This window comes from Pseudomonas sp. Pseusp97, from assembly GCF_047304025.1.
GTDB lineage: Bacteria > Pseudomonadota > Gammaproteobacteria > Pseudomonadales > Pseudomonadaceae > Pseudomonas.
In genome coordinates this window covers 1-15,864 of record NZ_JBGLYK010000132.1, presented here as the reverse complement: position 1 = coordinate 15,864, position 15,864 = coordinate 1, and the positions used below count along the sequence as shown (strand labels likewise).

Here is a 15,864-nt window from a genome sequence, read left to right as displayed (position 1 = left end):
GAGCGAGCTTGCTCGCGAACAGACTCCGCTGCGCGGCCAGGTTCGCGAGCAAGCTCGCTCCTACAGGTTCCCCCAGCGACGGAGTTTCGCTGTAGGAGCGGACCTTGTCCGCGAATCGGACCGACTGGCACCGCCATCGCGGTGATAGCGGAGAAGCTCCGCTCCTGCAAAAGCCGCACGCCCATGCCTGCAGCAATTAATGAGCGCTATCTATCAGATGGCAAAGCGCTGTTTTCAGCTTCATCGGCCGTACCGGTTTGTGCATGAGGGTGTGCCCCAGCTCGCGGACCTGCTGCTTGAGCTCGTTGCTGTAGTTGGCGGTGATCATCAGCGCCGGCAGCGGCGTGCCGCGGCGGGCGTTGATCGAGGCGACGGCGTCGACACCGTTCAACCCGTCGTCGAGGTGATAGTCGACGATCAGCAGGTCCGACTCGGCATGGAAGTTGTCCACCTGCCGCGCCAGGTCTTCCTCCGACAGCGCCGTCACCACCTGGCAGCCCCAGGTTTCCAGCAGCGTGCGCATGCCGGCGCAGATCGAGGCGTCGTTATCCAGCACCCACACGCGGGAGCCGCGCAGGCGCTCCACCAGGTCGTCGGCGGTGCGTTCCGGTTCCGGCGCGCTGCGGGCCACCCGGCGCGCCAGCGGTACTTCGATGGCGAAGCTCGAGCCCTTGCCCGGCACCGACTCCACGTGGATGCGATGGCCGAGCATGCGCGCGATCTTCTCGACGATGGCCAGTCCCAGGCCCAGCCCGCGATCCTGGTGGAAGCGTTGCACATCGCCGCGCTTGAATTCCTGGAATATCTCGCCGAGCTTGTCGGCGGCGATGCCCACCCCGGTATCCCAGACCTCGATCCACAGGCTGTGCCGGCGGCGCCGGCAGCCCAGCAGCACGCGGCCCGAGGGCGTGTAGCGGATGGCGTTGGTCAGCAGGTTACGGAGGATCCGCGCCAATAGCTGGATATCGCTGCGTACCTGGGCGCCGCAGGGCACGAAGTCCAGCGCCAGGCCTTCGCTGGCGGCCACCTGGCGATATTCGGCGGCGAGGTTGCCGAGCAGTTCGCTGACATCGAACGAGGCGATATCCGGCTTGATCACCCCGGCATCCAGCTTGGAGATGTCCACCAGGGTGCCAAGCAGCGTCTCCACATCCTCCAGCGACTGGCTGATGTTGCGCACCAGCGCTTCGCCGCTGCGCTCCTGCAGGGCGCTGGTGAACAGTCGCGCGGCGTTCAGCGGCTGCAGCAGGTCATGGCTGACGGCGGCGAGGAACTTGGTCTTCGACAGGTTGGCCTGCTCTGCCTCGCGCTTGGCCTCACGCAGGCGCGCCTCGACCTGGCTGCGCTCGTCAATCTCGCGCTTGAGCTGGTCGTTCAGGCTGGTCAGCTCGGCGGTGCGTTCGCGCACCCGCTGCTCCAGATTCTGGTAGGCCTGGTGCAGCGCCTCGGCGGTGCGGCGGCGCTCGGTGATGTCGCGAATCAGCACGAACAGCCCGCTCACCGTGCCGTCGGCCTGGCGGTTGGGCACGTAGGAGCGCTGCATGTAGCGCTCCTGCCCGGCGAGGTTGATCTCGGCGATCTCGAAGGTGACGCTCTCGCCCGACAGCGCGCGCTCGAAGTACGGCTCCAGGCGCTGGCAATGCTCGGCGCTGTGTACCTCGCGCAGGTTGCGCCCGAGCATCGAGCCGCTGGGCCAGCGGTACCATTCCTCGTAGACCTTGTTGGTGAAGTCGTAGTCGAGGTCGGCGGTCAGGTAGGCGATCAGCGCCGGCACCTGGTCGGTGATCAGGCGGATCCAGCGCTCGCTTTCGCGCAGCGCCTCGGCATGCCGGTAGCGCTCGGTAATGTCGGTGAAGGTGTTGACGAAGCCGCCGGTGGGCAGCGCGTGGGTGCGGATTTCCAGCATGCGCCCGTCGAACAGCCGTTGCTCGATCACCCCTTCCGCCTCGCCCTTGCGCGGCCGGCTGCGAGGGGTCAGCAACGGTAGCTCGCTGTCGGCCATGACTTCGGCGAAGGGCCGGTGCGCCTCGATCGGCGCCAGCCCGCACAGCTCCAGGAAACGCCGGTTCCACAGCTCCAGCGCGCCATCGGCGCCAACCATGGCCACGCCCTGGGACAGGTTGTCCACGGCGCGCTGCAGCAGGTGCGACTTCTGCGCCACCGCCTGCTCGCGGCGGGCCATTTCGCTCTGTTTGATCTCGGTGATGTCGCTGTAGAGCACCACCAGCCCGCCGTCGCGGGTCGGTCGCTCGGTGACGCGCACCCAGCGGTCGTTGCGCAGGCGATAGAGGGTGTGTTCGTCGTCGCTGCTGCGCTGTTCCTCGACGATCAGCCCGCTGCTTTGCGCCAAGCGACGCACTTCGCTGAGCCGCGTTCCCGCGCCGACGCGCGCGCGGGTCTGCGCCCAGAAGGCACGGAAGCGCTCGTTGTAAAGGACGATGCGCTGCTGCGGGTCGAACAGCACGAAGGCGTCGGAGATGCTCTCGATGGCGTCGAGCAAATGCTGGTGCGCGGTCTCGGCGCGCAGGCGGGCATCGCTGAGCAACTGGTTGCTGGACTTCAGCTCGACCATCGCCTCGCTCAGCGCATCGGTGCGCTCGCGCACCTGCTCGGCCAGCACCACCGAATGCTGGAAGGCGCCGTAGGCGTTATCGCCGCGCGAGGTGGCCGATTCGACCCGCTCGATCAGCGCCGCGTTGATCCGCTGCAGCTTGCGGTTGTCGCGCTCCAGCTCGTCGATGCGCGCGCGCAGTTCAGCGTCCGGCGTTGCCCCGAGGACGGCCAATGGCGACACCGGTGAAGGTCTGGTTGATATGCATGCCATTGAAGTGTTCCCCGTAGGTGTTGAAGCCGATCACCTGCTGGCTTCGGAGAAACGCGGCGGTGGGTTCGGTATCGCCGGCGACTTCCAGCTCCAGGCGGCGCAGGAAGCAGTCGCAGCCGATGGTCAGCAGCGGCGGGCCGAGACGGTCGTGGAGGCGCTGGAACTGCGCCTGCAGCCCGGGCAGCAGCGGCCCCGTGCTCATGGCGGTCAGCACGATGCCGTTCTCCACCGCGCAGTAGAAGGTCAGGCTGAGGTCGTCGTTGATCTGCTGGATGGAGCGCACGTAATACTGGTCGCGCACCCGCACTGCCAGCGGGTGCGCAGGGAACAGCGAAAAGTCCAGTTGCTCCAGCGGCACCCCGACCAGCCGGGCGAATTCCAACGCGGCCGGTTCGGCATTGAGTTCCAGCACCCGTCGGCTGTCGCTGTCGGCGCGGGTGACCACCAGCTTCTCCTCGCTGGGCAGCACGTGGTGAGTGGTGAACACCTCGAAATCCAGCCAGGTGTTGAACAGCACCACCACCGCCGCGCCGGTGTGGAACTGGCCCTGGTAATACACGTGGGTGTGGGTCAGGTGGTTGTCGTCACCGGCCGAGCCGCCGAAATGCGGGATGGCGCCCAGGGCGGCACTGAGCGCGGCAAGCACTACTTCCTCGCGGCTGGAGAGGCCGTCGAGCAGGGTCAGGGCGAAGCTGTGGTCCTTGATCGGCGCAAGCCCAGCGCTGCGGCAGTCGGCCACCAGCGACTCGACCATCTGCTGTGCGTCGATCAGGCTGAAGCGCTCCATCTCGTCCACCAGCGCGCAGGAGATGGCGAAGCTGCGCAGGTCGAAACCCACGGCGGTGACGCAGCCACGGCCATAGCCCTGCGGGGTGATTTCGCCGGCGGTGGTGCAGCCGGCCAGATCGATGCCGCCGAAGTACTGCTCCAGCGCGGCGGCCAGCGCCGGCAGGTCGTACTCGGCGGAGCAGAAGAACAGCACGAAGCCGAGGTTGGGGTGGAGCAGCTGGCGCGCCAGGTCCTGGGCGACCGCCTCGACGTCGCGGGCGCTGGACATGCCGCGAACGACTCCTTGTGTTTCGTGCATGGCGTACGCCCAGTCAGGATATCGACAGGGGCATTCTACGAAGCGTGCGGGGCGCGCCCCATGCTACTTGGGTCGCGGCGGGTTTATCCGAAAGTAGCGGGATACTTGCAGGAGCGGAGCTTCTCCGCGATCCGCCGGCAAGGCCGGCGTCAGGCGGGTTCGCGAGCAAGCTCGCTCCTACGGATCGGCCATACCCACCGAAATCATCCTGTCAGTTCGGCGTCCGCCGCGATGGATTTCGCGGACAAGGTCCGTTCCTACAGGAGCCCACCACGCTCTCTGCTCTAGCTTTAGCTACTGACGACTTCCAGAGAGGTATCCGCGCACTCCGAACGCCCCTTTCAGGAGGCCTCGTTGGATCGGAGTTTCAGGGGTTGAGCGGCATGGATGCCGCGAGAGCCGCGATGGGCCAGGGATGGCCCTTCGCGGCGGGCCCCTGAAACTTCGATTCAACGAGGGTATTTTTCGCCTAAGCGAAAAACCGGATGGAGGGGCAAGACTTTTTGGTTCCTTTTGTGGCGTTTGACAAAAGGAACTCGCCCGAGAGGGCGAAACAAAATCTCTCAGCACATGCCGAAGCGGCGCAGGAATGCCAAGCCCAAAAGCATCGCGGACAAAGTCCGTTCCTACGAGAGCTGATACTTCATCAGTTCGTAGGGCGCATAACCCGGAACGGGTTATCCGCCGATTGCCACAAAGGCAGATAACGCTGGTGCGCCATGCGCCCTACGGTCCGTGCAATGCGGTTCGCGAGCAAGCTCGCTCCTGCAGGTGGGTATCGGCGGGCTCTTTGTAGAACCGGGTGGACGCCTAGTCCTTGCCTGCGAACCCTCCTGGGGCGCCAAACCTGCCGGTTCAGCGAACTGACCAGACCCTCCGATCGGCCGTCCTTGAGAGCAAGAAAAAAGGCGGGCGACACGCAGTGCCGACCCGCCGAACTGGAGCCAAAGGAGTTGGGGGATTTACCAGTTGAGAACGGCGCCCACCGCGAAGGTGTCGGTGTCCTCGCTGACAGTGGAGCCCTTGCGGCCGTCGATCTCGTAGACGTTGTACTCGGCCACCAGCTTCAGGTTGTCGTTGATGGTGCGGAAGTAGGCGATGCCCTTGGTGGAGTAGTCCGCCGCGCTGCCCAGGCCGTTGCCGTCGTCGCGGGTCTCGCCGGTGGACAGCGCCACGCGGTTCTTGCCCCAGCTGTAGGAGCCCTGCAGCAGCACGCCGCGGCTGTCCACTTCACGCAGCGCGGCTTCGCCGGCATTGTTGGTGAAGAACGGGTTGATGCCCTTGGCGGTGAAGCCCGAGCCGGTCAGCGACAGCCCACCCATCTTCGCCTGGATGCCGTAGCCCAGGCCCTTGGAGGTCACGTCGTCGACTTCGTCGTTGGTGTTCTTCGAAGTCTGGTAGGCGCCGTTGACCCAGCTGTAGATCTGCGCGCCGCCGACGTCGAACTGGTAGCTGATCTCGCTCTCGTAGCGCGGGTTGTCCTGGTAGGCCTTGTCGTCGAGGCCGTCGCTGGCGTCCTTGTCGATCTGATTGGTGTCGATCGGGTCCATGATGCCGACTGCCACGCGCAGGCCGTCGACCAGGTTGTTGTTGCGGTAGGTGATCTGCGAGGTCGGGAACGGGTACGGATAGCCGGTGCCGATGTTGCCGAAAGACACGCCCTTGCCGTCCACCAGGCCGAGGGTGTCGCTGGCATTGCCGAAGCCGGCAAGCAGTTCGTCGAGGAAGATGTTGGAGCGCGAGAACAGGCCGAAGTCCTTGCCGATCAGCACCTCGCCCCAGTCGCCGGCGACGTTGCCGTAGAACTGGCGGACGTCGATGGCGGTGTCGGTGCCGTCCTGCTCGCTGTCGTTGATGGTCACCCAGAACGAGGAGCGCCCGGTGAGGGTCAGGCCGTCGATCTTCTTGCCGAAGTTGAAGCCGATGTAGTTGGGCAAAAAGCCCATCTTCACCCGCGACTGGCGGCGGTCGTAGGTTTCGCCGTTGCGGTCGACATCGCTGTTCACATAGAAGGCGTTGAAGTAGCCGTCAGTGGAAAAGGTGGTGTCGTCCTTGTCGTACAGGGTGATATCTGCACAAGCCGGGCCGGCAAGGGTGGCGAGTGCCAGCGGCAGCAGCTGGCGGCGGACGGCGATCTTGTTCTTGTTCATGGCGCTCTCCGGGTGGGGGATCGACTGCGGCTCAGTCGTGTCGGAGGCGATTATCGAAACGCCCGAGGCCTTGCCATACGCTGCTTTGGCGCTGGTTCCACGGGCCTTGCAGGCGTCCTGCTGGAGCGCTGCGCAAGGCTCTGAGACGGCCGCGACCTAGGACGCGCGGCGATGGTCGCGGGTAGTCGCGACCGCCGGGCCGCTATCCGATGGAAGCACAAGAGACGTAAGGCAAAAGTCGGCCAGGGCACCGTCCTGCGGAGGGTGCCCTCAATCGAAAGTACGAGGATCAGGCGCGGCTGAGCAGCAGCCAGTGGCCGCCCTGGGCGGAGCTCAGCGCCGAATGCGCGGCGCGCAGCTCGGTGGAGCAGAAGCTCCCCAGTGCCTGGACCATGGCTGCAGCGTGCGATGGAGCGACACCCGCCAACTGGTCGTTCCAGGCCTGCTGCAGTCGCTCGGCGAAGTCGCCCGGCGCGCGGGCCAGTTCGGCGGCCAGCGGAGCACGCAGGCTTTCGACACGCTGCGGATCGATGCGCAACAGGGCCTCGCCCTGGCGGTAGAGGAAGCTGTCGACCTCGGCCTGCAGCTCCACCGCCGACAGCAGCGGCGACTGCACGGCGAAGAGGATGCCGCGGCGCATACCCACCTGACGGAAACCGCAGTAGAGCGCGTAGGCCAGCTGCCGCTCGCCGCGCAGCCAGTGGAAGAAGGCGGGCTCCAGCACCCGCGCCAGCAGGCGCCAGGCGGCTTCGTCGGCGGCAGCCCGGGATACCAGCGGGCAGAACAGCAGCAGTGCCGCTTCGCCCGGCAGCTCCAGCACCTGGCGATGCCGGCCGGCCGGCCCACTGCGTGGAGGCAGCGCGCTGGTGGTCGAGTAGCCGGCCAGGGTATCGGGTAGCTCCATGCCCAGGGTCAGGGCATCCCAGTGGGCCGCGGACCAGTCCGGCGCTGCCTCGCTGTCGCCGGCGAGCATCTGCGGCAGCAGGTCGAGCAGTTGGCGGATCGGCATCTCCCCTTCGCGGCGCCGTCGCTCGGCCGCAAGCAGGAGCTCGCCCTGCCCCAGTACCGCGACGGGAGGCTGCTGCAAGGCATGGATCGCACACTCGGCCAAATCGGCAAGGTGGTTCTTCGCTCCCGACAGCATCAGCGTCCAGTCGCTTTCCATGGGTTCCAGGCGCAGGCTGACACCTTCGTGCCGCGCTGCGCCAGCCAACGGACGCAGCGCCTGCCGGGCGCAAAGGAATGCTTGCCGGCCCGGTGTCTGCGGGAAGCGCCAGCGCAGGTAAAGAGCGGCGGGCTCGGCTTGCGCGGCCGCTTGCGTCGGCGTAAAAGTCCACGACTCGCCGCGAAGCGGTTCGATGCTGCGCTGCGGGCTGCGCGCGACGTCGAGGATGAAGCCGGCCGAGGTCAGCGACTCGCCGATCACCGACTCGCAGACGAGCAGGCGGACCATGCGCGACGTCACCAGTTGGCTGAGCCATGCCGATGGCTCGGCGCTTGCGGCGTGGCGTTGCATCTGCTCCAGGACGCCGGCTGGCTCATCGACAGGCGCGGCGGCGAAACTATTCGCTGGCAACTTGCGCATGGCTTCCAGCCAGGAGAGAAAAGCCGACTCCACCTGATCTGCAGTGGAAGCTTCGGCCAGCTCGAAATCGAATCGCAGCAATGCCTGGCCGTTGGCGAAACGGCTCAGGCGCGCACGGGCACTGTCGGCCAGGCCGTTCTGCCCCAGGCAGGCCAGCAGCGATCCGGGCGCCTCGTCGGCCAGCCAGCCCTGCAACTGCTCGAGCAGCGCACCGCCCTCGCCCACCACACCCTCCAGGGCGAAGGCCAGGACCAGCCGCGGCGCACCGGGCAGACGAAGCTTCAGCTCCTGGCCGGGCAAGGGCAGCAGGGATTCCGAACTGAAGGAATCGGCCAGCACGCCGGAGGGGAAGACTCCCGCTTCGCGCTCGGCCAATGCCGCCAGTTCTTCCAGCGACTGCGGGCCCTGCAGCCACAACTCCAGCGCACCGCCAACCTGGCAGGCGCGGATGAAATCACGCAGCGCCAGCTGGAACCCGGCGCTTTCCACCTTGAGGCTGTCGCGCCGGCCAGCCACGAAGCGCCCCAGCGGGTGTCCAGCCGCCACGGCCAGCGCCAGGGCGGCGTCGATCAGGGTGTCGGGGTCGCGGCTGCGGGCGAGATATTCGGCTTCCAGTACTTCGCGTTCGGCGACCTGCACGGCTTCATCCAGTAGCGGTCGCGCCAGCATGTCCACCAGCCGCGCCAGGCCGTCGCCCAGATCGTCGGCCGGCACCTCGAAGAGGTAATCCGTCTGCCGCGCGCGGGTGCTGGCGTTGACTCGCCCGCCCCGCGCCTGCACCCAGGGCATCAGCCGCTCGCCATCGACGAAGCGCTCTCCGCAGAGGAACAGCAAGTGCTCGATGAAGTGCGCGAGGCCGGGAAAGGCTTCCGGCTCGTCGTGGCTGCCACGGGCGATGCGCAACAGCGCGGCGGCGCGGCTGGCTCGCGAGTCGTGGACGATCGTGGCGCGCACGCCGTTGCTGAGGGTCAGGGTCTTGGCGGGAAGGCTGTTCATCGGCATCCGGTCCGGTTCGTGACAGTCACCTTCGCCGATGACGCAGCAAAGGGAAATACGGCTTTGGCAGCAACAACGTGCCGACATTGGCCAGCGGCAGCCAGCCAGCTACCATTCCCTCCTCCCCTCGAGCCTCGGTAATTTCTCGCCATGAGCACCGCCCTGCTGATCATCGACGTCCAGTCCGACCTGTGTAACGGCGACTTCGCCTGCTTCGACATCGACAATGTGCTGCAGCGCATCAATGGCCTGAGTCGCGCGGCGCGTGAGGCCGGCGTGCCCGTGGTGCTGGTGCAGCACGAGGACGATGACCTGCAGTATGGCAGCGCCGGCTGGCAGCTGGAATCGCGGCTGCTCACCGAGAGCGCAGACCTGAAGGTGCGCAAGACCACCCCGGACTCCTTCCTGCGTACCGACCTGGCTGAGCTGCTGGAGGCGCGCGGCGTCGATCACCTGGTGATCTGCGGCCTGCAGAGCGACTACTGCGTCGACACCACCACCCGCCGCGCCCTGGCCCAGGGCTATGCGGTTACGCTGGTGGGCGACGCCCACTCCACCCTCGACAATGCCGTGCTCAGCGCCGCGCAGATCAGCGCGCACCACAACGCGGTACTGGGCAGCATCAGCAGCTTCGGCAAGCGCGCCAAGGTCATCCCGGCTGCGGACGTGCATTTCTGAAGCCCGCGAGGACATCGCCGTGAATTTCGACTGGAACGACATCCCGATCCTCCTCGCCCTCGCCCGCCACGGCAGCATGAGCGCCGCCGGCCGCGCGCTGGGCGTCGACCCCTCGACCATGAGCCGGCGCCTGGTGGCGGCGGAAAGTGCGCTGCAGACCCGCCTTTTCATCCGCGACAACGCGGGCTACAAGGCCACCGATGCCGGCACGGCCTTCCTCGGCTATGCCGAGCGCATCCTCGGTGACGTGCAGAGCATGCTGCTGGAGACGCGCAACGAAGCCAGCGCCATCAGCGGCTCGGTGCGCATCACCGCGGTGGACTTCCTCTTCAGCCACTGGCTGGTGCAGCACATGCCGCAGCTGGCGCGTACCTACCCCAACCTGCAATTGCAGCTGATCCCGGCAAACCGCGCGCTGTCCTTCACCCGCCGCGAAGCCGACTTCGCCCTGCGCCTGGCGCGCCCGGCGGAAGACGCAGCGCTGGTGATGCGCAAGGTCGCCGACATCGGTTTCGCCATCTACGCCGCCAGACCCTTCGCCCAGGTCCCGGCCGAACAATGGCCGCAGCAACCCTGGCTGGGCTACGGCGAAGACCTCGATGACACCCCGGAGATGTGCTGGCTGCGGCGCTGCGTCCCCGATGCCAATTACGCCCTGCGCGCGAGCAGCGTGACCACGCTGATCCACGCCTGCGAAAGCGGCCTGGGCATGGCGCTGCTGCCCTGCTTCCTCGGCGAACGCGAGGGCCTGGTGCGCCTCTCCGGTGCGGTGGTCGTGCGGGAAATCTGGCTGCTGGCCCACCGCGATGCCGGTCGCATCGGGCGCTTCCAGGCGGTCAGCGACTGGCTGCGCGAGGTGTTCGACCAGGACGCCGCGCAGCTCAGCGGCGAACACCTGGACGGCCGCGCGCTCGGACCAGTGCAAGCCAGCCGGGGCTGACCCTGCATCGAAAAAGATAAAGCCCGGATGTCGCGAGACATCCGGGCTTTTTGCCGTCAGGGCCGAATGCGTGGTTACGGCTGGACCGGCGGCAGGTACTGCAGGGTGGTGCCCAGCGCCCAGAGCTGGAACAGCACCAGGGGCACATGGATGAGCAGCTGGACGAAGCTGAAGCCGATCAGGTCGCGGGCCTTCAGACCCAGCACGCCCAGCAGCGGCAGCATGTAGAACGGGTTGATCAGGTTCGGCAGCGCCTCGGCGGCGTTGTAGATCTGCACCGCCCAGCCGAGGTGGTATTGCAGTTCGTTGGCGACCTGCATCACGTAGGGCGCCTCGATGATCCACTTGCCTCCGCCGGACGGGATGAAGAAGCCCAGAACCGCCGAGTACACGCCCATCAGCAGCGCGTAGGTGTCATGGGAAGCGATCTGCACGAAGAAGGTGGAGATGTGGTGGGCGATGGTGGAACCGTCGCCGCCCTTCACGGTGGTCAGGATCGCAGCGATCGAGCCGTACAGCGGGAACTGGATCAGCACCCCGGTGGTGGTCGGCACGGCGCGCGCGACGGCGTCGAGGAAGTTGCGCGGGCGCCAGTGCAGCAGCGCGCCCACCATGAGGAACAGCAGGTTGTAGGTATTCAGCCCGGAGATCGCAGTGATCGCAGGCTTGGTGCTGAACTCGTGGACCAGCCAGCCAGCGGCCAGGGCGACCAGCATGAGGATCAGCAGCGGGCTGTGCTCCAGCCATTCGCCCGGGCGGGTGGCCTTCGGCGCGCTCGGCGGGGTGAAGCTCACGTCCACACCGCAGGCCTTGGCGTCACGCGCACTGGCCGCGCCGGGAGCAGTCATGTAGGCGATGACCAGCGACACCAGCACCAGCGCCAGCAGCATCACGCCGGACTGCCAGAGGAAGATGGTCTCGGTGAACGGGATGACGCCGGTGATCGCCAGGATCGACGGCGGCAGGCTGGCCGGGTTGGCCTGCAGCTGCGCGGCGGAGGATGACAGACCCAGCGCCCACACGGCGCCCAGGCCCAGGTAGGCGGCGGCGCCGGCGGCGCGATAGTCCATCTTCAGGTCTTCGCGACGCGCCAGGGCGCGAACCAGCAGGCCGCCGAACACCAGGGACAGGCCCCAGTTGAGCAGCGAGGCGACCATGGAAATCACCGCGACCCAGGCGACCGCCGAGCGGCCGTTCTTCGGCACGCGGGCGAACAGGTCGATGAGCTTGGAAGCCGGGCCGGAGCTGGCAACCACATAGCCGCCGATGACCACGAAGGCCATCTGCATGGTGAAGGGAATCAGGCTCCAGAAGCCGTCACCGAAGGCCTTGGCGGTTTCGGTGGCCGGCGCTCCGATGGCCAGCGCGGCGACGCTGACGATCAGCACCGCGAGTGCGGCGAAGACCCAGGAATCGGGGAACCAGCGCTCGGCCCAGTTGGAACAGGCCATGGCGAAGCGCGCCGAGCGGCTGTCCTGCACGGCGGTTCCAGGGGTGTGCACGGGGGAAGTCATAATGGTCTACCTCGTTGTTCTTGTAATGGCTCATCGTCGAACGGGGCTGGTGGCAATTCCCGTCCTGGAATGAAAAACCGCCCGGCCTGCGTGGGGCCGAGCGGTGACGCAAGGGTTTGCCGACGCCGGGGGACGTCGAAAACCGCGGCGGGATGTTCGTCTGTCGGTGTGCCCACCCACCATCCCGCCTGCCGGTACGGCATTGCTACATGCCGGCCGGCGCTCGCCAATCAATCGTTGGTCGAATGGTCTCGGTCCCGCTCCTTCAATCCCGGAGCAGGGCCATCGCCACACCCTGGCCGCCGCCGATGCACAGGGTCGCCAGGCCCTTTTTCGCATCGCGGCGGAGCATTTCGTGGAGCAGCGTCACCAGCACGCGGGCGCCCGATGCACCGATCGGGTGGCCAAGGGCGACGGCGCCGCCGTTGACGTTGACCTTCTCGGCATTCCAGCCCAGTTCCTTGCCGACCGACAGGGCCTGCGCGGCGAAGGCTTCGTTGGCTTCGATCAGTTCGACCTCGTCGAGGCTCCAGCCGGCCTTCTCCAGGCAGAGACGGGTCGCGGTCACCGGGGCGATGCCCATGATCGACGGGTCGACGCCACTGCTCGCATAGGCTTGGATGCGCGCCAGCACCGGCAGGTTCAGACTGCGTGCGCGCTCGGCGCTCATCAGCAGCACCGCAGCGGCGCCATCGTTGAGGGTGGAAGCGTTGCCAGCGGTGACGGTGCCGTCCTTCTTGAAGGCTGGTTTGAGCTTGGCCAACGACTCGGCGGTGGTGCCGGCGCGCGGCTGCTCGTCGGTGTCGAAGGACAGCGGCTCGCCCTTGCGCTGGGGAATCAGCACCGGGGTGATCTCATCCTTGAAGCGGCCGGCCTCGATGGCCGACGCGGCCTTGAGCTGCGACTGCGCGGCGAAGGCGTCCTGCGCCTCGCGGCTGATGCCGAACTTCTCGGCCAGGTTCTCGGCGGTGATGCCCATGTGGTAGTCGTTGAAGGCGTCGATCAGGCCGTCGCGCAGCAGGGTGTCCTGCAGCTCGGCATGGCCCATGCGCAGGCCGGTACGGGCCTTGGGCAGCACGTAGGGCGCGAGGCTCATGCTCTCCTGGCCGCCGGCGATGATCGCGTCGGCATCGCCGCAGCGGATCGCCTGGACGCCAAGGAACAGCGCCTTCAGGCCGGAGCCGCAGAGCTTGTTGATGGTCATCGACGGCACTTCCACCGGCAGGCCGGCGCCGATGGCGGCCTGGCGCGCGGGGTTCTGCCCGGCGCCGGCGGTGAGCACCTGGCCGAGGATGACTTCGTCGATCTGCTCGGCCTTCACGCCGCTGCGTTCGAGCAGCGAGCGGATGACCAGGCTGCCCAGTTCATGGGCGGGAATGTTCGCCAGGCTGCCCTGGAAGGCGCCGATGGCGGTGCGGGTGGCGGCGACAATGACTACGTCTTGCATCTGGGGGCTCCGAAGCTGGCTTTTGCCCCTGTAGGAGCGAGCTTGCTCGCAAACGCTCTTGCCCCGGAGTCCGGGCGGGTTCGCGAGCAAGCTCGCTCCTACAGGGAGAACGGGATCAGAAGGTCATTTCCTTCACATCGTCCGGCACGATCAGGCGGCCGGCGGTCTTCTCGGCGATCTCGGCGACACTCACGCCCGGCGCGGTCTCGCGCAGGATGAAGGCGCCGTTCTCGATCTCCAGGTAGGCCAGGTCGGTCAGCACCTTGCGGATGCAGCCGGCGCCGGTCAGCGGCAGCGAGCAGCGCTCCAGCAGCTTGGATTCGCCGTCTTTCGAGGCGTGGGTCATGGTGACGATGATGTTGTCCGCGCCGGCCACCAGGTCCATGGCGCCGCCCATGCCTTTCACCAGCTTGCCGGGGATCATCCAGGAGGCGATGTTGCCCTGCACGTCCACCTCGAAGGCGCCGAGCACGGTGAGGTCGACGTGGCCGCCACGGATCATCGCGAAGGATTCGGCGGAGGAGAAAATCGACGCGCCCTTCACGGCAGTCACGGTCTGCTTGCCGGCGTTGATCATGTCGGCGTCGACGGCGTCTTCGGTGGGGAACGCGCCCATGCCGAGCAGGCCGTTCTCCGATTGCAGCATCACTTCCATGCCTTCGGGCACGTAGTTGGCGACCAGGGTCGGGATGCCGATGCCCAGGTTCACGTAGAAGCCGTCCTGCAGCTCGCGCGCCACGCGCTGAGCCATCTGTTCGCGGGTCAATGCCATCTTCTTGTCTCTCTTGTCCGGTGGGCTCAGGAACGCACGGTGCGCTTTTCGATGCGCTTCTCGAAGGTTCCCTGGATGATGCGGTCGACGTAGATGCCGGGGGTGTGGATCTGGGTCGGGTCCAGTTCACCCGGCTCGACGATCTCCTCCACCTCGACGACCGTGATACGGCCCGCGGTGGCGACTACCGGATTGAAGTTCTGCGCGGTGTGGCGATAGATGACGTTGCCGTAGTGGTCGGCCTTCCAGCCCTTGACGATGGCGAAGTCGCCGGTGATGGCGCGCTCCATCACGTAGTGGCGGCCGTCGAACTCGCGCACTTCCTTGCCCTCGGCGACCGGGGTGCCGTAGCCGGTGGCGGTGAAGAAGGCCGGGATGCCGGCGCCGCCAGCGCGAAGTTTTTCCGCCAGGGTGCCCTGCGGGGTCAGCTCGACCTCCAGTTCACCGGACAGCAGCTGCTGCTCGAACAGCGCGTTCTCGCCGACGTAGGAAGCGATCATCTTGCGGATCTGACGGTCCTCCAGCAGTACGCCGAGGCCGAAGCCGTCGATGCCGCAGTTGTTGGAGACCACGGTCAGGCCCTTCACGCCCAGCTTGCGGATCTGCGCAATGAGGTTTTCCGGGATGCCGCAGATACCGAATCCGCCCGCCAGTACCGTCATGTCGTCGGTGAGCCCGGCGAGGGCTTCCTCGTAACTGCCTACACGCTTGTCGAGTCCTGCCATGTTGCTGCTGCCTCTTGTATTTGGAATGTCCGACCCATCGGTCAGAGAGCGTCTGCAGCTTCACCGGCTCGGACTGATTTGTTAAGTTTGTTTTTCCAATCGATTGATCTGGTTTGCTTATCAATATGACCGTCAAGCAACTGCGTGCCTTCCTCGCCGTCGCCCAGAGCCTGAGCTTCGCCCAGGCCTGCGAGCGCCTGCACCTGTCTCAGCCGGCGCTGAGCCTGGCGATCAAGAGCCTGGAGGAATCCCTGGGCGGCCAGTTGCTGGTGCGCACCACCCGCAGCGTGGCACTGACGCCCGAAGGCGAGACGCTGCTACCCCTGGCGCGCCGCCTGCTGGCGGACTGGGACAACGCCGAGGAAGTGATGCATCAGCACTTCACGCTGCAACTGGGCAGGGTCTCCATTGCTGCGATGCCCTCCTTTGCCGGCAACCTGCTGCCTGCCGTCCTGCGCGCCTTCCGCGACCGCCATCCGAAGGTGAACGTGGCGGTGCACGATGTGATCAACGAGCAGGTGCTGGAGATGGTGCGCAACCATCGGGTGGAACTGGGCATCGCCCTGGAGCCGGACAGCCTCGACGGACTGACTTTCACGCCTTTCTACACCGACCGTTTCGTCGCCGTGCTGCCGGCGGATTCGGCACTGGCGAACGAACCCCGGATCACCTGGGAGCAGTTGCTGGAAGACCATTTCATCACCCTGCAACGCCCGTCGGCCGTACGCCTGCTGCTGGAGGACCAGCTGCAGGGGCGGCTGCCGGTGGCATTCGAGAGCCATCAGCTTGTGACCGTGGGCCGGATGGTCGCCGAGGGGCTTGGCGTCAGCGCCGTGCCGCGGCTGTGCCGACAGCAGATGGAAGAGCTGGGGGCGCGCTGCGTCGCGCTCGAAGACCCGCGCATCGAGCGCCGGGTGGGGCTGTTCTGCCTGGCGGAGCACAAGCTCTCCAGCGCCGCCCAGGCACTGAGCGATGTGCTGGTGAACGGGACGGATTGGGCGGGGATGGAGCGGGAGTGAGTTGCCCCCAACGCTGTATTTGATTGTAGGAGCGGGGGGGGGGGGGGACACCCCCCCCCCCCACCCAGGGGTGGAGCCCACCGACCCCAACCAAAACAAGCGAGCCGCCCGGGAGCACCACGCCCCC

Annotated in this window: 11 protein-coding genes; 3 read left to right on the top strand and 8 right to left on the bottom strand. The window is 66.7% G+C overall.

Going from position 1 to position 15,864, the window contains the following annotated elements; all coding sequences use genetic code 11:
• Positions 1-196: 196 nt before the first annotated feature.
• The 4 genes from nahK to pqqF all read right to left on the bottom strand — a co-directional run bounded on the left by nahK (position 197) and on the right by pqqF (position 8,642).
• Complete coding sequence (gene nahK, locus ACCC94_RS19695) at positions 197-2,824, bottom strand: hybrid sensor histidine kinase/response regulator NahK/ErcS' (RefSeq protein ID WP_413351208.1); 2,628 nt, start codon at positions 2,822-2,824, stop codon at positions 197-199.
• Positions 2,754-3,911: a nitric oxide-sensing protein NosP gene (gene nosP, locus ACCC94_RS19690; protein ID WP_413351206.1), complete on the bottom strand. Its 1,158-nt coding sequence runs from the start codon at positions 3,909-3,911 to the stop codon at positions 2,754-2,756. The genes nahK and nosP overlap by 71 nt, the downstream gene beginning before the upstream one ends.
• A gap of 962 nt (positions 3,912-4,873) precedes the next feature.
• The gene (locus tag ACCC94_RS19685; RefSeq protein WP_413351204.1) at positions 4,874-6,061 is read right to left on the bottom strand and encodes a porin; all 1,188 of its coding nucleotides are present in this window, start codon (positions 6,059-6,061) and stop codon (positions 4,874-4,876) included.
• 289 nt (positions 6,062-6,350) lie between these two features.
• Entirely contained in the window at positions 6,351-8,642 is a 2,292-nt protein-coding gene (pqqF, locus tag ACCC94_RS19680) for a pyrroloquinoline quinone biosynthesis protein PqqF (RefSeq protein ID WP_413351202.1), read from the bottom strand.
• 150 nt (positions 8,643-8,792) lie between these two features.
• Here pqqF and ACCC94_RS19675 point away from each other — a divergent pair, with 150 nt between their 5' ends.
• Both ACCC94_RS19675 and ACCC94_RS19670 read left to right on the top strand, forming a co-directional pair.
• Positions 8,793-9,320, top strand: coding sequence for a cysteine hydrolase family protein (locus ACCC94_RS19675; protein ID WP_413351200.1), 528 nt, complete (start codon positions 8,793-8,795; stop codon positions 9,318-9,320).
• 19 nt (positions 9,321-9,339) lie between these two features.
• Complete coding sequence (locus ACCC94_RS19670) at positions 9,340-10,260, top strand: LysR family transcriptional regulator (protein ID WP_413351198.1); 921 nt, start codon at positions 9,340-9,342, stop codon at positions 10,258-10,260.
• Between the two features lie 74 nt (positions 10,261-10,334).
• Here the strand turns inward: ACCC94_RS19670 and ACCC94_RS19665 are convergent, their stop codons facing one another.
• The 4 genes from ACCC94_RS19665 to ACCC94_RS19650 form a co-directional block, all read right to left on the bottom strand.
• Positions 10,335-11,774, bottom strand: coding sequence for a short-chain fatty acid transporter (locus ACCC94_RS19665; RefSeq protein WP_413351196.1), 1,440 nt, complete (start codon positions 11,772-11,774; stop codon positions 10,335-10,337).
• A 265-nt stretch (positions 11,775-12,039) separates the two neighbouring features.
• Entirely contained in the window at positions 12,040-13,221 is a 1,182-nt protein-coding gene (locus ACCC94_RS19660; RefSeq protein ID WP_413351195.1) for an acetyl-CoA C-acetyltransferase, read from the bottom strand.
• 115 nt (positions 13,222-13,336) lie between these two features.
• Positions 13,337-13,993 carry a CoA transferase subunit B gene (locus tag ACCC94_RS19655; protein ID WP_413351193.1) on the bottom strand — a complete coding sequence of 219 codons (657 nt, stop codon included), beginning with the start codon at positions 13,991-13,993 and terminating at the stop codon, positions 13,337-13,339.
• A 26-nt stretch (positions 13,994-14,019) separates the two neighbouring features.
• A complete protein-coding gene (locus ACCC94_RS19650) occupies positions 14,020-14,718 on the bottom strand; it encodes a CoA transferase subunit A (protein ID WP_413351192.1) in 699 nt (232 codons plus the stop codon).
• Positions 14,719-14,843: 125 nt separating this feature from the next.
• Between ACCC94_RS19650 and ACCC94_RS19645 the strand changes: the two genes are divergently transcribed.
• Complete coding sequence (locus tag ACCC94_RS19645; protein ID WP_413351191.1) at positions 14,844-15,737, top strand: LysR family transcriptional regulator; 894 nt, start codon at positions 14,844-14,846, stop codon at positions 15,735-15,737.
• The last annotated feature ends 127 nt before the right edge of the window (positions 15,738-15,864 follow it).

Coding starts and splice junctions, on each gene's coding strand:
- ACCC94_RS19685 (WP_413351204.1), bottom strand. CDS start 6,061: ATGAACAAGAACAAGATCGCCGTCCGCCGCCAGCTGCTGCCGCTGGCA.
- ACCC94_RS19650 (WP_413351192.1), bottom strand. CDS start 14,718: ATGGCAGGACTCGACAAGCGTGTAGGCAGTTACGAGGAAGCCCTCGCC.
- pqqF (WP_413351202.1), bottom strand. CDS start 8,642: ATGAACAGCCTTCCCGCCAAGACCCTGACCCTCAGCAACGGCGTGCGC.
- ACCC94_RS19655 (WP_413351193.1), bottom strand. CDS start 13,993: ATGGCATTGACCCGCGAACAGATGGCTCAGCGCGTGGCGCGCGAGCTG.
- nahK (WP_413351208.1), bottom strand. CDS start 2,824: ATGGCATGCATATCAACCAGACCTTCACCGGTGTCGCCATTGGCCGTC.
- ACCC94_RS19645 (WP_413351191.1), top strand. CDS start 14,844: ATGACCGTCAAGCAACTGCGTGCCTTCCTCGCCGTCGCCCAGAGCCTG.
- ACCC94_RS19675 (WP_413351200.1), top strand. CDS start 8,793: ATGAGCACCGCCCTGCTGATCATCGACGTCCAGTCCGACCTGTGTAAC.
- ACCC94_RS19665 (WP_413351196.1), bottom strand. CDS start 11,774: ATGACTTCCCCCGTGCACACCCCTGGAACCGCCGTGCAGGACAGCCGC.
- ACCC94_RS19660 (WP_413351195.1), bottom strand. CDS start 13,221: ATGCAAGACGTAGTCATTGTCGCCGCCACCCGCACCGCCATCGGCGCC.
- nosP (WP_413351206.1), bottom strand. CDS start 3,911: ATGCACGAAACACAAGGAGTCGTTCGCGGCATGTCCAGCGCCCGCGAC.